The organism is Pseudoclavibacter sp. CFCC 14310 (genome assembly GCF_008831165.1).
Lineage (GTDB): Bacteria > Actinomycetota > Actinomycetes > Actinomycetales > Microbacteriaceae > Pseudoclavibacter_A.
In genome coordinates this window covers 71948-87267 of the sequence record NZ_WBKC01000005.1, presented here as the reverse complement: position 1 = coordinate 87267, position 15320 = coordinate 71948, and the positions used below count along the sequence as shown (strand labels likewise).

General features: G+C 66.0%; 9 protein-coding genes. 7 read left to right on the top strand and 2 right to left on the bottom strand.

Translation table 11 applies throughout. From position 1 onward, the window contains the following. Window positions 1-3 precede the first annotated feature (3 nt). From F8O06_RS11885 to F8O06_RS11855, 7 genes are all read left to right on the top strand, one after another. Window positions 4-669, top strand: a complete 666-nt coding sequence (locus tag F8O06_RS11885) for a DUF3817 domain-containing protein (protein WP_158038762.1) — start codon at window positions 4-6, stop codon at window positions 667-669. Window positions 670-734: 65 nt separating this feature from the next. After that, entirely contained in the window at window positions 735-2282 is a 1548-nt protein-coding gene (gene guaA, locus F8O06_RS11880; protein ID WP_225733511.1) for a glutamine-hydrolyzing GMP synthase, read from the top strand. A 948-nt stretch (window positions 2283-3230) separates the two neighbouring features. Next, window positions 3231-3833: a hypothetical protein gene (locus tag F8O06_RS11875; RefSeq protein WP_158038760.1), complete on the top strand. Its 603-nt coding sequence runs from the start codon at window positions 3231-3233 to the stop codon at window positions 3831-3833. Between the two features lie 405 nt (window positions 3834-4238). Further along, window positions 4239-5876 (top strand): MFS transporter, encoded by a 1638-nt coding sequence (locus F8O06_RS11870; RefSeq protein WP_158038759.1) that lies wholly within the window; start codon window positions 4239-4241, stop codon window positions 5874-5876. 247 nt (window positions 5877-6123) lie between these two features. Beyond that, on the top strand, window positions 6124-6999 hold the full coding sequence (locus F8O06_RS11865; protein WP_158038758.1) for a hypothetical protein: 876 nt from the start codon (window positions 6124-6126) through the stop codon (window positions 6997-6999). After that, window positions 6996-10271 (top strand): hypothetical protein, encoded by a 3276-nt coding sequence (locus F8O06_RS11860; RefSeq protein ID WP_158038757.1) that lies wholly within the window; start codon window positions 6996-6998, stop codon window positions 10269-10271. The genes F8O06_RS11865 and F8O06_RS11860 overlap by 4 nt, the downstream gene beginning before the upstream one ends. 102 nt (window positions 10272-10373) lie before the next feature. Next, window positions 10374-13130 (top strand): LuxR C-terminal-related transcriptional regulator, encoded by a 2757-nt coding sequence (locus tag F8O06_RS11855; RefSeq protein WP_158038756.1) that lies wholly within the window; start codon window positions 10374-10376, stop codon window positions 13128-13130. Window positions 13131-13146: 16 nt separating this feature from the next. On the opposite strand, the gene F8O06_RS11850 is transcribed toward F8O06_RS11855, so the two are convergent. Together F8O06_RS11850 and F8O06_RS11845 are read right to left on the bottom strand one after the other, a co-directional pair. Then, a complete protein-coding gene (locus F8O06_RS11850; RefSeq protein ID WP_158038755.1) occupies window positions 13147-14433 on the bottom strand; it encodes an MFS transporter in 1287 nt (428 codons plus the stop codon). A gap of 209 nt (window positions 14434-14642) precedes the next feature. Next, window positions 14643-15272: a GntR family transcriptional regulator gene (locus F8O06_RS11845; RefSeq protein WP_192496628.1), complete on the bottom strand. Its 630-nt coding sequence runs from the start codon at window positions 15270-15272 to the stop codon at window positions 14643-14645. Window positions 15273-15320 lie beyond the last annotated feature (48 nt).

Genomic DNA, 15320 nt, shown 5'->3' with positions numbered 1-15320 from the left:
CCCATGACCCGTCAGCCGATTCTGCCGAAGCGCGATCGGCAGCGCATACCCGGTGCGATCAGGTTCTACAGCATCTTCGCCTACATCACCGGTGTGTTCCTGCTGCTGCTCTGCGCCGAGATGATCCTCAAGTACATTCCGTGGAATCACGAACTCGGCGTCGGCTACGAGGTCTTCGCCGGCGGCGGTCACGTGCTCAACTTCGTGCCGTCGCTGCCCGAGTACATCGACAGCGCCGGCGGTCTGAACCTTTCGATCGGCGTGCTGATCGTGCACGGCTGGCTGTATGTCGTCTATCTGATCAGCGACTTCCGCCTGTGGACGCTGCTGCGGTGGCCGCTGCGGCGTTTCGTCGCGATCGCCTTGGGCGGCATCGTGCCGTTCCTCTCGTTCTTCGTCGAGCACCGCATGTCGCGCGCTGCGCGTAAAGACCTTGCCGAGCACAACGCCCGTGCCGAGGCCCACGACGAGGCCATCTTGGCACTGCGCAAGCAGGTCGCCGATGACGAGGCCCGTGCGGCAACGACCGCTGCACCTGGCGCAGCCGCTGAGAACGCGGCCGACGCCCGTCATCCGGCGACGCAGCCGGGCGAGCACGGCATCCGTCAGACCTCAGGCGACGCCGCACAGACCACGACCGACACCGACGAAAGCAGCGAGACGAAGTGACCCAGCAGACCCCCACTGCGGCAGCGGCCTCGAACGAGGCAGGCGCTGACGCGACGACACCCACGGTGCTCGTCATCGATTTCGGCGCGCAGTATGCGCAGCTGATCGCACGGCGCGTGCGCGAGGCGCATGTGTACTCCGAGGTCGTGCCGCACACTTGGAGCGTCGAGAAGATCCTCGCGAAGAAGCCTGCGGCGATCATCCTCTCGGGCGGCCCCGCGAGCGTCTTCGAAGAGGGCGCCCCGCACGTCGACCGCGCGCTGTTCGAAGCCGGCGTGCCGGTGTTCGGCATCTGCTACGGCTTTCAGGCCATGTCGTATGCGCTCGGCGGCATCGTCGATCAGGCGGCGGTGGGCGAGTACGGACACACCGAGTCTGAGATTCACGAAGCAGGCACGCTGCTCGAGGGCTCTCCTGCGAAGCAGTCGGTGTGGATGAGCCACGGCGTCGCGGTGAAGACCGCGCCCGAGGGGTTCGACGTGCTGGCGTCGACCGTGGGTGCGCCCGTGGCAGCGATCGAGGATCGCGGCCGTCGACTCTTCGGCGTGCAGTGGCACCCCGAGGTGCAGCACACTCCGCTCGGCCAGCAGGCGCTCGAGAACTTTCTGTATCACGGTGCCGGGCTGAAGCCGGAGTGGACCAGCGAGAACGTGATCGACCAGGAGGTCGCGAAGATCCGCGCCCAGGTCGGTGCGAGCAAGGTGATTTGCGGGCTGTCGGGCGGCGTCGACTCGGCGGTCGCCGCGGCTTTGGTGCAGCGTGCGGTCGGCGACCAGCTGACCTGCATCTTCGTCGACCACGGCCTGCTGCGCAAAGACGAGGTCAAGCAGGTTCAGGAGGACTTCGTCGCCGCGACCGGCATCCGTCTGGTGACGATCGACGCGTCGGAGCAGTTCCTGACTGCGCTGAAGGGCGTCAGCGAGCCGGAGCGCAAGCGCAAGATCATCGGCCGCGAGTTCATCCGCACGTTCGAGCGTGCGGCTCGCGACCTGCAGAACGAGGCCTCGGCCGACGGCGAAGAGATCAAATTCCTGGTGCAGGGCACGCTCTACCCCGATGTTGTCGAATCAGGCGGCGGCGAAGGTGCGGCCAACATCAAGAGCCACCACAACGTGGGCGGCCTGCCCGATGATCTGCAGTTCAAACTCGTCGAGCCGCTGCGGTCGCTGTTCAAAGACGAGGTTCGCTCGATCGGTCGCGAGCTGGGCGTACCCGAGGTCATTGTCAGCCGTCAGCCGTTCCCCGGGCCCGGCCTGGGCATCCGCATCATCGGCGAGATCACGCAGGAGCGCCTCGACATTCTGCGCGAGGCCGACGCGATCGCGCGCGAGGAGCTCACCAAGGCAGGGCTCGACGATCAGATCTGGCAGTGCCCGGTGGTGCTGCTGGCCGATGTGCATTCGGTGGGTGTGCAGGGTGACGGGCGCACGTATGGGCATCCGATCGTGCTGCGCCCGGTGTCGAGCGAAGACGCGATGACGGCTGACTGGTCGCGGCTGCCGTACGACGTGCTGTCAGTGATCTCGAACCGCATCACGAACGAGGTGCGTGAGATCAACCGAGTGGTTCTCGATGTCACGAGCAAGCCGCCGGGCACCATCGAGTGGGAGTGAGTCAGGCAGGCCTCGTCGCAGTGTGCGGCGGGGTCTGTTTCTGTTTTGGGCTGTTGGTCTCTCGGCTGTTCTGTCGTGCGTTTGTCTTGTGGGTGTCGTGTCTCAGGGCAGTTCTGTCTTGAACCGGACGGGGCGGCGTGCGAGTGTGTAGAAGCCGCCTGAAGCGCGGGATCGAGTGCGCAGAATCTGTTGAAGACCCACCGAGTGCGTAGAACCTGTTGATGGCTCACTGAGTGTGTAGTTGTTGTGGGTGTTTGCTGTTGTTGGTCGCGTGTTCTGTGCTTTCGGTGGGTGGAGGCACTTTTGGATGGTGTGAGTGCGCAGAATCTGTTGATGACCCGCCGAGTGCGTAGAACCTGCTGATGGCTCACCCTGCTGATGGCTGACCGAGTGTGTAGAACCTGGCGATGACTCACCGAGTGCGCAGAACCTGTTACGCATAGCTGCAGGTGCAGCACGAAGTTCTCCACATCGGGTTGATCGGGGGAGACCCGGGGCAGGCCGATCGCTCATGCTGAAGCCATGTCACCGTCCAAACCGCAGCCGCTGCCGATTCAGATCAGGCATCGACCCTTCACGGTGGCAGAAGCACGAGACCTGGGAGTCACCCAGTCTCGCCTGCGGGCAAACGACCTCGCACAGCCCTACCGAGGGGTGCGCTGCGCACGAACCGAAACGCGCACAGCAGAATCGGCCCAGAACCATGCGGGTTCACCGCCAGAGATCCCGAAATCCCAGCGCCTCTACGCAGAAGTGACGCATCGCGCGCGGCAGTATTTGCCTCTGATGAGGCCGGGGCTCGCCTTCAGCCACCTGACCGCGGCGATCATATGGGGCCTGCCGCTGCCTCTCAGCATGATTGCTTCGGCGCTCGAACCCGACGGACTCGACGTTGCAGCGGCTGCGACCCTTTCGCGTCCGCGGCACCGCGGCATCCGCAGCAGGCGCATGCCCCCGACAGCTCATGTCTACACACTCGGCGATCTGCCGGTCTGCGATGTGCGGACGACTTGGAGGATGCTGGCCGATGTGCCGCATTATTCCGACGCTGATCTCGTGGCCGTCGGCGATTTTCTGGTCTGTCGCGCCGAGCTGCGTGCAGACGGCCGGCAGCCGTTCGCCGGGCCGAGGGAGCTCGTCGAGTGGACGGGGTCGCTGTCGGATCGAAGCTGCAGAAGGATGCGCCAGGTCGCCCGTCTCGTGCATGACGGCTCGCAGTCGCCCATGGAATCGCTCACTCGGCTGCTGCTGCTGGAAGCGGGGCTGCCGGAGCCTGAGCTCAACGCCGACATCTACGACCGGGCTGGAGGCCACTTGGCGCGGGCCGATCTGCTGTATCGGGTGCAGAGGGTGATTCCAGAATTCGACGGGGATCAGCACCGCACGTCGCGTGCGCAGCATGCTCGTGATCGGGAACGGCTGAAGGCACTTCGGAACGAAGGGTACGAGGTTGTTCAGGCCGATCTGCGCACGCTGACCGATGCACGTGCAGGGCAGGAGTTCGTGGCCGAGGTCGAGCGTGCGTTGGTGCAGAGGGGCATGCGCCGGTGAGGCGAGCGAGCGACGAGCGAGCGACAAAAACGAGCCGCCGCGCGCGTTGTGAATGAGCTGGTCGGAGCGCGACACGCCGATCAAAAAAGTAGTCTGAGTAGACAGTTGCAGCGATCGGATTCCTCGCCGTAGCATCGAAAACAATTCGCCGAGAATGTGCTCGGCATCTCGATCACAACGTCAGTGGTCATCTCTTTCACAGGCAGTCAACCGCATCGTCGCGGGGTTGCGCTGTGCATCCATCAGAGCAGTAACCGGTCACACGGATGTGTTCGGTCTCGCCCTCGCTCGCCCGAAAACACCACGGGTGCGGCGCACCGAACTGAACACCACCAGAACCGAACAGCGTCACTCCCGCCGGAGTGCCAGCAGCAGCCCCAACCCGAACATCCAGAAAGGAAAGCAGTGACCGAACTGACCGCCGTGACGAGCTCCATACCCGTGCTGACCGGATCGATCCGCGTGATCGCGCCCTCAAGAAGCTCTGAGCCACGACACTCTGAGTCACGACACTCTGAGTCACGACGCCCAGAGCCACGGCATCCTGAGTCGCAACTCGCTGAGTTCGATGCGAACGATGTCGCGCGCCCGGTCGCTGCTTCTCCCATAAGTCACGAGCGCTCGGTCGACACTCGCGCCATCGACATCACACGCATCGCCGACCGTGCCGGCGCACCCTCGCGGCGCGTGGCGAGCGGGGTCGCTGCCACGGCATCCGCCGCACACCGCCTGTTCGACTTCGCCGTCACCACACGACACAGCACACTCGCAGCCTGGCGCAATGCGATCTGCGTGATCTTCGCGCTCGCGGGGGTGGCGACGGCGGTCTGGGTCGCGCGCATCCCCGAAGTGAGCGCACAGCTCGGCATCGGCAGCGGCGGCGTCGCGATTCTGCTCGTCGGACTCTCGAGCGGTTCGATCACCGGGCTCGCCGTGGCACCGGGGCTGATCGGCCGCCTCGGCGCGCGACGCATGCTCACTGCCGCGATCACCGGCATCGGGCTCGGCCTCACCGCGATCGGCGTGGCAGTCGATGTGTTCGCGCAGACCGGATTCACCTTCGCGGCGCTGATGCTCTTCGGATTCAGCCTGAGCTCGGCATCGGTCACGATGAACCTCGAGGGCACCACCGTCGAGAAGCGCGTCGGCCGCACGATTTTGCCGATGATGCACGCCTGTTACAGTGCGGGCACGATCACCGGCGCACTCGTCGGCGCGCTTGCCGCCTCGCGCGGCACGGGCCTGCTGCCGTATCTCGCTCTGGCGGCGGTGTTCCTGCTCGTCGCCGGCCTGGGCACACTGCGGACAGTGCCGGGCGCGTCGGCTCCGCAGCGCATCCATTTCGAGGCCCCCGATGCACGTGGTTCGTCGACCGCCCATGCGGCACAGAACGGTGCCGGCAGCGCTGCGCGACTGTCTGTGGACTCGGGCGAGGGCGAGGCATCAACCGGCATGCGGGCACGACTGCGCGCACGCTTCGGGCTGCTGGCTGACCGACGGCTGCTGCTCATCGGTGTGATGATGGTCGGCATGTCATTCGTCGAGGGCTCGGCCAACGACTGGCTCAGCCTCGCGGCGGTCGAGGGGCACGGCCTCGATCACTCTGCTGCGGCACTGGTGTACGCGACGTTCGTCTCGGCGATGACGCTCGGCCGCCTCGTGGGAGGCCCCCTCGTCGACCGTTTGGGCACGACGCGAGTGCTGCTCGGCTGCGCCACGATCGCATCGATCGGGCTGGCCACATTCATCTTCGGCGCGGGAACGCCGCTGATCTTCGTGGCGACCGCGCTGTGGGGGCTGGGAGCATCGCTCGGGTTCCCGGTCGGCATGTCGCTGGCCGCCGACCATCCGACGGATGCGACCCGCCGGGTGAGCATGGTCTCGATCTTCGGGTACTCGGCTTCGCTCGCTGGGCCCCCTGCTTTGGGCATGCTGGCCGAGCACTTCGGGATTCTGCACGGATTCGTGCTCGTGCTCGCATTCGTGGTGATCTCGCTGGCGGTTCTGCCCGGAACGCGCAAAGCGCGAGGCGTGAGCGCCTGACGGCACGCGGGGGCGCGCATCGGGCGCACGTGAGCGACTGCTCGGTGCAGAAGTGACTTCTGACGCCGCTTCTGCGCTGAGCAGTCGCTGTCTGCGCTGACGGGGTACTCGATTCGCCGCAGACCCCTACGTGACCGGCACTGAACCGGGTCAGAACCGATGAATCGCCCGGCACACTGAACTCACTTGATCACGAATGCCTTTGGCAGCCGACTTCAGGCTGTCGAGACTTCCGAGGAGTTCACCTGTGAGAAGACACCTTCATCGAATCGCCCTGTTTGCCGCCGGGGCACTGCTCTGCGGCCCGGCTGCAGTGACATCGACCGCCCCTGCCGCATTTGCCGAAGACGACAGCAGACACCCCGATCAGCTGCTCACGACGCAGAGCACGCAGCAGGTGCTGTGCGCGCTCTCGAAGAGCGAAACAGCGGATGCCGCAACAGTGAGTTCTCTGCGTCGAGGAACAGCGTCGCTGGTCGTCGATCGGCAGGAAGTCACCTCTGCATGGATCGACATCGAGCGCTCCGACCTCGATCCGGCACAACTGCACATCACGCTCGAGAAAGAGGGCGCGGATGGGGCTCCCGCGACGACCGTGATCGACGGCACTGCGGGCTCCGGCTCGGGCGATGCCTCTGCATCAGTGCACGCCACCACGTGGGGTGTGACCATCGTGACTCCGCTGACCGTCGGCGACTACCAGCTTCGGGTCAGCACGCCGCAGACGGATCTCGAGCAGTCGACCGTCGCACTGACCACACTCGACCAGAACGGCGTCTGGGTCGATGCGCAACAGCGCATGATGCCGCTCGCGCTTGACGAACCTGGGCCGGATGACGGGGCATGCGAAGATCCCGACCACGGCGGTGGCCAGAACGCGGGTGGGGCAGAGAAGGCCACCGACGGCTCGAACTCCGACTCCGATGCCGCGCATGACTCTGCTGCAGACACCGCCAACGACGGAGCGCTCGCGCGCACCGGCATAGCCATCGGCTGGACCCTCGGCATCGTCGCCGCCCTGCTGATCGCAGGGCTCGCACTGCTCTGGGCAGACCGCCGACGCACGATCGAGGCCAGCGCGGCGTCACATCCGACGAACACCGATCAGGAGAACGACCGATGAGACACCGCACCGATACCTCTGCACTCGTTCGCACACATCGCATCCGCACGCTGGCCCAGACGCTGGTCGCGGCGGGCGTAGCCCTCGCAGTCGGCCTCAGCCAGGCATCGCTCGCCGCGGCCGACACCTCGACCAACCCGAACGACACGCCGCTGACCCCGGCGACGGGCGTCTCAACCATGGGGCCGGGTGAAACGTACATTCCGATGGTCGACACCGAAGCCGGCAAATGGCCGAAAGCGGCAGACGGTGCCGCTCCCGTGCGCAGCTTTCACACCGCCGGCGCAGACGTGTCCGTGCCGCTGGAGCTCGCTGCCGAGGGCACTCCCGCCGAGACCGACCCACAGGATGCCGTCGTGCGCGTGACGGTGCTCACCGCACCGGGTGCACCGGGCAGTGCGCCGACCCAGGTGCTCGCCGGCGGCGACGCCTTCTTGTCTGTGCCAGCAGGCGAGAGCCGCAGCACGATGGTCGTCATGCCCGTGCAGAACAAGGCGATCGCGCTGCATACGACCACCGAGACGAATCTGCGCATCGAGAAGATGGCCACGTTCAGCACCAAGACCGGAACCCCCGGCGGGCTTCAGGCGGTCGACCAGCCTGTGGTGCGCGCCGATGCGGCCGTGGGTACGAGCGCGCCGCAGCTGCGTGCCGTGCCCGGCGAGACCGAGCCGGGGATGCTGGGGGCGTCCGCCCCGACGTCCGGGCTCGGCGGATCGCTGACGTTCGGCGTCACCGGTCAGGGCGGGGTGCCGAGCGCCGGTGTGCGCTCGGTGTCGCTGACCATCCGTCTGCAGTCGAACGTCGGGCAGACGGTCACCGTCGCCGGCCAGCGTCTGCAGACCTCGCCGGGGGAGGACGTGCTCAACGTGTTCGCAGACCCCGACGCACAGGGCAACGTGACGATCGAGACCGAACAGCCGACCAGCGTGCGCGCCGCCGTGCGCGGCTGGGTCGACAACGGCGGCCAGAACGCCGAGACGCTCAACGCCGGCTCCGGGCTGATGAGCCTCGGCGCGGCTGCGGTGCGCAGCGACGAGCCGGGCGACGGTCAGCCTCGCAGCTATCACGTCGAGGCCGGAGATGCGCAGGCAATCGACCTCACCGGGGCTCCGAGCGACGCGGCGTTCGCGTTCGTGCAGGCCGACGTCACAGGGGTCACGACCCGCAGCCAGCTCGAGGTCGGCGACTTCTACCTTGGTCGTGGGCGGGGGCTCGCCGTACAGCCGCAGAGGACTGAGAGCGAGCTGATGATCGTGCCCGTCGTCGGCGGAGTCATCACGATGCGAGAGGGCGCAGCCGACGTCACTCTGACCGTGCGGCAGTATGTGCTCAGAGATCACGACGGTTCAGACGTTCGCCCAGACGAGAACGATCGTATGCTCATCACGAGCCCCGACAATGGCAGCACGCAGCACCTTGAGCACAGCGCGACGTTCACGATGCAGGGGCTCTATACACAGGGGCAGAGCTCGCTCGACCGCATCGAGATCCATGCGCGCAAGGCGTCTGGCGGTGCTCCCAGTCTGGTCGGCACGGCAGAGGTCGCCCCTGACCCCGATCACCCCGAGACGCTCGCCTGGCAGGCAGAGGTGAGTGCGCCCCAAGGCGGCGACTACGTGTTCACCGCTGTGGGCAAGGACGCCGACGGAACGCTTGCCACACAAGAGATCACCCTGCACATCGAACTGCAGAGCGATACGTCGACGCCGATGGTGTCCAATGACGCCTGGGTGCTGCGCAGCGGCACGTTCGTCAAGGCCGAGGATGGGCTGGCCGCGCCCGACCAGACTGGGGGGACCCCGGGCAACGGCCTGCTCGAGGAGAATCCGAGCAGCTCGTCTGCGCAGATCGACGAGGTGCAGGCCGACAGCGTGCTGGTCACCGACCAGCCGCCGTTCGCGCCGGGCGACGTGTTCGTCACTGGCTCGATCGACGCAGAACAGAGCGGTGTGCTGCGCACGGTGCAGTCGATCGATCGCACTCCACAGGGTTGGCGGGTGCATACTGCCGATGCTGCTCTGACCGATGTCTTCCAACAGGTGGATGTCGCGCAGCAGACCGACACGGCACCCTTGGTCGACCCCGCGAAGGTGAAAGCCGAGACCGCGTCGCAGCCAGCTGCCGACAGCGACCCGGTCACCATTGAACGACCGGCGTCTGGCGAGGGCGTGCAGCCGCTGCAGGTCGTGCCCTCCGTCGACGTGTCGTCGGGCAGCCAAGGCCACGAGACGACCGACTGCACGGTCACTGAGAACGTGGACGACGACCTGACCGGTCGACAGGATCAGACCGCTCCGGTGTGTCCGGAGTCTTCTGACGAGCACGGGTCGCTGAGTGACGCCGGCGTCGGAGCGCACGTCGAACAGGGCTTCAAGGCCACCGTCCAGCTGGCCTGGGACACCAAGAAAGACCCCTTCGGGGGAGACGTACTGGTCGATGACGTGAAAGACATCTCCCAGCTCGCTCCACAGGAACGAGCCTCACGGGAGGCCAAGACTGCGCTCGACGGAGGAGTCTCTCTCGGGTTCACTGGCGAAATGACGCTCGGTGTCGACGTCGGGCTGAAAGTCGGACTCCGATGGGGGTGGGTGCCCAAGCCGTTCGTCAAAGATCTGCATGCGATCATCGAGAATCAGACGAAGGTGAGCTACTCACTGAAAGCATGGCTGAAAGCGAGTGCCTCGGCGAAGGCGAAGTATCGTCTCGTGAAGCTGCCCATCTCGGCCATCACCGTGATGGCCGGCCCTGTTCCGGTCATTTTCAAACCGTATGTGAATGTCAACGTCGGCGCTCAGATCTCGTTGACGGGAAGCCTGATCATGTCGGGCTCCACCACCACCAAATCAAGGTACGGCTTCACCTATGCAAATGGAAAAGTGACGAAGGTCGCCGTCACGGAGAAGTCCGGAGACCCGGTCACAGCCACCAGTTCTGGTGTGACCATGACAAAGTCGGTCAAGATCGACGCCTCGGCAGGGCCGTCACTCGAAGCGGGGGTGCTGCTGTACGGGGCACTCGGACTGCAGGCCGAGCTGAGCCTTGCCGCCGGAGCGACTGCACAGGGAGCGTGGGAGCAGGGGGTCGTGGACGGCCAGTCCTTCAACCGGCTGAAGTACTCGGCGTCAGCCTACCTGGCAGCCGGTGCTCAGGGATCGGCCGAAATTCGCATTCCTGTGGTCGACTTTCGCCTGAAGTCGTTCCTGCTGGTCGAATTCTCTCGACGGCTCGACATCTGGCACGGAGAGGGAAAGATCGACCTGCCGCAGTGATCGTCGCCATTCGCTCTGGTCGAAGGTTTACAATCCCTGTGCAGATGCACTTGGGGGAGAGGGCGCATTCGCACACCCTCGATCAGAACGGAACCTCGCACTGTGGCGATTCAGACACTCACCCGACGGCGAGCCGAACTTGCCGATCAGCTCGCCCGTCGTGCGCTGCAGACACCTGATCGCACAGTGCTCATCACCGGAGCCCCCGGCGTCGGCAAGACGCTGGTCGCCGCCGAGGTGCAGCGGCGGATGCGGACACAGGACTCTGACCACCCCGACTCGAGGGTGTTCACGCTCCAAGTCTCGCCAGGCGTCGTCCCATCTGGCGACGCTCAGACCGACCGGAGATGGCTTCGACGGCAGCTGCTGCGCGCAGCACGCGAGGCTCGACTCGAGCGGGTCGACCTCGCCACCATCGAACGAGGCGGTGACGACCGTGCCATCCTCCATGCGCTGGAAGCGCTCAGCGAACCCGGCCTTGTGCTTCGACTCGAGAACGCGGACGGGCTCGATCCGGCATCCGCCGCGTTGATCGCGGAGGCCGCCGACGCAGCTGCCATCGCGCTGCTCATCACGACACGAGATCGCGCCGCGCTGCCTGAACCGCTCTACGAGCGAACGCGTCGGTCGGACGCCGTTTCGTGGCGGCTCGCGGCCCTCGACGGCGACGAGACGCGTGAGATCGTCGATGCTCATCTCGGCGGCGAGACGCATTGGCAGGCGGCGGCCCAGCTGCACGCCCTCACCGCGGGCAACCCGGAACTGCTCGATGCGGTGCTCGCAGATCTCGACGACGCCGACGGGTGGCGGGTCGTTCGCGGCATCTGGCTGCTGCGCGACGGGGTGTCGGTCGGGCACAGGCTGCGGGAACACCTGCGACGGCTGCTGCGCAGTCGAGACGACGCCGAGGTCGAGCTGCTGCTCGCGATCGCCATGGCCGGCGACCTGCCGGTGCGCTCCGTCGAGGTGCTCAGCGCACCCGCCGTGGTCGACCGCAGTCTGGCCGACGGCCTGTTGCAGCAGCATGACGGATTCGGCGTGAGCGGTCAACGGCTGTCGGTGAGCCCCGAGGTGACTCGGCAGACGCTGCTCGACGTCTCGGGGCGGGCAGCTCGACATCGCGCGCTGCGGCATCTGGACAATGTGCCAGCGGTGCTGCGCTCAGCGTGGGGACCGAACAGCGAGGCCGAGGTGATCAGGCAGCGCCTCGATCTCGAGCCTGAGACGGTCTCTGCCGCAGAGCTGCTCGCGGCTGTCGGCGCCTTTGTCGAAGGCGGGGCGCTCGATGCCTCGGTGCCGCTGCTTCAGCAGGTGATTGGCAGTGACGAGCTCAGCAGTGCGGAGCTCGACGAGGCACGGTTCCAACTGGCCTACGCTCTGCTGCGCACAGGCCATGAGGATGGCGCGCGTGCGATGGTCGGCCAGTTGGGCGATCCGTTGACGGCGGCGTTCGCAGGGCTGTGGTTCGACGAGTCGGAGACGGTGCATGCCGGTGTCGACGCGGCCGCAGTGCGGCTGCTGAACGCGGTGCGTGGAGTGCGACAGGGACAGATGGTCGACGTCTCGCAGCTCGATGCGCTGGCAGCCGATCCTGCTGCCCCCTCACGGCTGCGTTGGCTCGCATGTGCGTATGCGCTTCTGGCCGGGCTCGAGTCTGGCGTGCCACTCGTACGAGTAGAACGGGTGGAATCGGCGATCGCCGAGATGTCTGTGCAGGCCAGCCGCATCGACCGATGGATTGCGAACGATCTGACTCACGCACACGTGCTCGGGCTGCTCAGCCACCGCCGCCCCTGGGCGGCGCAGTCTGCAGCGATGGTGCTCAACGGGATGGCAGTGACCTCGGTCAGCGATGCGAATGCGTCGCTGGGGCTCGGGGTGATCGCGAGCGAGACGGGTGATCTGCGCGCGGGGCGGCGGATGCTGCGACAGGGGTTGGTGCTGCTCGACGACTCCGATCCGACCGGGCTTGCCGCCTACGCGGAGTCTGCGCTCGAAGCCGTGCAGCTGCAGCTCGATGAGGAACCGCCACCGGCTGACGACCTGTCATATGCGGCTGAGCCCCGGCGAGGAGTGCCGAAGCGGGAGGGCGCACGGTCGTACGGCGTCTCGCGGATGTTTCGCATGGACATCGTGCGCCGAGACCTGCTCACTCATGCCATGCGCACCTGGCGAGCCGATCGCATTGCGGGGTCGGACGACGACAGCAGGCAGAGCATGCTCGGAGACTGGGACGCGGTGCGCGCAGCCTATGATGCGGCGATCGAGGTCGAGACTGCACACAGACACGCATGGGCGGCTCTGCAGCTGCTGCACGATCGAGCTCGCCTGCTGCCGGGACCGGTCACGACCGAGTCTGCCGAACTGGCCGAGCGGCAGGCAGACGAACTCGACGGCGAGCTGGCGCACGCGATGGTGCTCTTCGTACACGGTCGGGCGCTCGGAGATGCAGCGATGATCGGGCGTGCTGCCGAGGCCTTCGGGGCGGTGGGGCGGATCGTCCCGCAGGCCGAGGCGGTGGCAGCACGGGCGGTGCTGCTGCGTGAGCAGGGTCAGCGGTCGGAATCCGACGCAGAACTCTGGCGAATGCACGATCTGCTGTTGGCGACGGGGCCGGTGAACACACCGCTGCTGAACAGAGTGCGTTGGAACGATCCACGGTTCTCGCATCGAGAGCAGCAGATCGCTCCGCTGGTGGCTCGGCACCTCACCAACCGGGAGATCGCAGCGCATCTGGTGCTGTCACCGCGCACGGTCGAAGGCCACGTGCAGCGCATGCTGCTGAGACTCGGCATCGATCATCGCGCTCGAATCATCGGTGACTCCGAACGGCCGCTGCCTGGGCAGCAGGAGGACTGAGCCCTCTCGGGCGCAGTCAGTGCTTGCGTGTGCCGAACACGATGAGCACGACGCTCAGTGCGGCGATGATCGCACCGATTACGAACATGACGCCGTAGGTGATCATCGGCGCCAGCGCCGACAGAATGGCGGGAATGAAGAATCCCAGATACGTCAGTGAGTAGTACACGCCGACCATGCCGCCGAGGTGCTCCGGCCGGGCGTTGCGCTGAGTCTCCTGGAGTCCGGCGATCAGCAGCAGGCCGTATGCGAAGCCGAGGGCAGCGGCAGCGATGACGGTGATCACCATGCTGTGCGTGAATGCCGAGAGCGCGGCGATCAGCACACCGACGATCACGGCGCACATCGCCGAGGCGATGGCCCGCTGGCTGTGCGGCTTGATGAACTTGCGAGCCATCTGCTGGCTGAGCACGCCGAAGCTCAGTGCGACGAAGCAGAGGATCCCGGCGAAGGCCACCTCGAAGCCAGGCACCTGATCCATCACGAGCGACGGCAGCACGGCATAGGCACTCGCGGCAGCGCCGAACACCCACGGGGCCATCGGCAGCACGACGAGCAGAAAACGCGGTGAGACCGCCTCTTTGAGCTTCAGCGCCTGCCCCAGCGACTCGTGCTTGGTCGACACCTTGGTCTCGTCGCCCAGGGGCACGCCGGTGACCGTCGGGTTGGTCTCGGGCGTGCCGATCAGCATCAGCCACAGCGCCGCGGTCAGCACGATGTTCACGGCATAGGGGGCGATCTCGGGAATCGGGGTGAACTGTGCCAGCAGCGCAGCGACGACGGCGCCGAGAGCGAACCCGACCGTCAGCGCCATAGTGGCTCGGCGGGCACCTGCGCCAGCATCCCCGGAATTCGAGTACGGCTTGGTCGACAGCTCCTTGATCCAGCTCGACCCGACTGCCATCACCAAGCCGAGCGCGAGGCCCGAGAAGATGCGGCCGACGAAGAGCAGCACGTGATCGTCGCCGCCCAGCATCAGCAGGATGCTGCCCGCGATAGACAGAGCAGGCGCGAGATGCATCAGCGGCCGACGGCCGCGCAGATCAGAGAGCGGGCCGCCGATCAGCAGGGCGGGAATGATGCCCACGACATATGCCCCAAGCAGTACGTTCACACTCTGCACGCTCATGTGCTCGTGGATGCGATACATCGCGAGCAGCGGGGTGAACTCGTTGCCACCCCACGCCACGGCGAAGAGCACCCCGGCGGCGGCAAGCCAGTCTGGGCGCTTCGGCTGCCAGCGTGGGTGCCGGCCTGGTAGTGCGGCTGCGGCGGATGCGTTGGACGGATTGTGCTGAGACATGCGTGTGGTGTTTCTCGTTTTCACTGGACGAATCGAACTTGATGGCTGGTGGACTTCTGCGACGCTGCAGGGGGTGCTGCGTCGGCGACACTGCCGAGCGACTGAGGTGGCGAATGCCGGTGCGGCGGATGTCGCAGTCGGCGGAGTGCGGATGTGTCGGCCCGGCATGTGGCCGAGCTGAGACGAAGCGGGCTGAGTTCAGCGTGCGATCAACGGGGGCTGGCTCCATGAATGTCGCTGAAATGGTGGTCGAGCGCTTTGACGAACTGATGAGGATCGCCGGTGCGCAGCGCCTCGAGCAGATCGTGATGCTGCTTGAGCACGCGGTAGGGGCGGTCGCTGCCGGTCTTGACGGCATAGGCCGTCATACGACGCTGGCGGTCGCTGAGCTGCTGATATACCGCAGTGAGAATACGATTGCCGGCCGACTCGACGAGAACCTGGTGAAAGTGCAGATCGGCGACGATGAACGCCTGCAGGTCGGGGTCGTCGGCGAGTGCGGCCTCTTGGCTGACCAGCGTTGCCTCGAGCTCGTCGGCCACCTTTTTGAGTAAGGCGGGAGACGCGGCGAGTCGGCTAGCCGCCCACGACTCGATCAGACGACGAGCCTCGAGAATCTCATTGCCCTCGCTGCTGTCGACGCCTTCGACAAGGGCTCCGCGCTTGGGATAGAGATGCATCCAGCCTTCGGCCTGCAGCCGAAGGAACGCCTCGCGCACCGGAGTGCGACTGACGCCGAGCTGTTCGGCGATCTCGCCTTCGCTGAGCAGTGTGTTCCCCGCAATGTCGCCGAGGATGATGCGCTCTTTGAGATCGCTGTAGACGCGTTCTGACGCCAACGCCGCCACAACCAGCCCCCTTCGGGTATACAACATAGATACAAGATG

Bases quoted from the DNA above. Each gene is read 5' to 3' on its own strand.
- F8O06_RS11850 (WP_158038755.1), bottom strand. From the start codon at position 14,433: ATGTCTCAGCACAATCCGTCCAACGCATCCGCCGCAGCCGCACTACCA.
- F8O06_RS11875 (WP_158038760.1), top strand. From the start codon at position 3,231: ATGCCCCCGACAGCTCATGTCTACACACTCGGCGATCTGCCGGTCTGC.
- F8O06_RS11860 (WP_158038757.1), top strand. From the start codon at position 6,996: ATGAGACACCGCACCGATACCTCTGCACTCGTTCGCACACATCGCATC.
- F8O06_RS11885 (WP_158038762.1), top strand. From the start codon at position 4: ATGACCCGTCAGCCGATTCTGCCGAAGCGCGATCGGCAGCGCATACCC.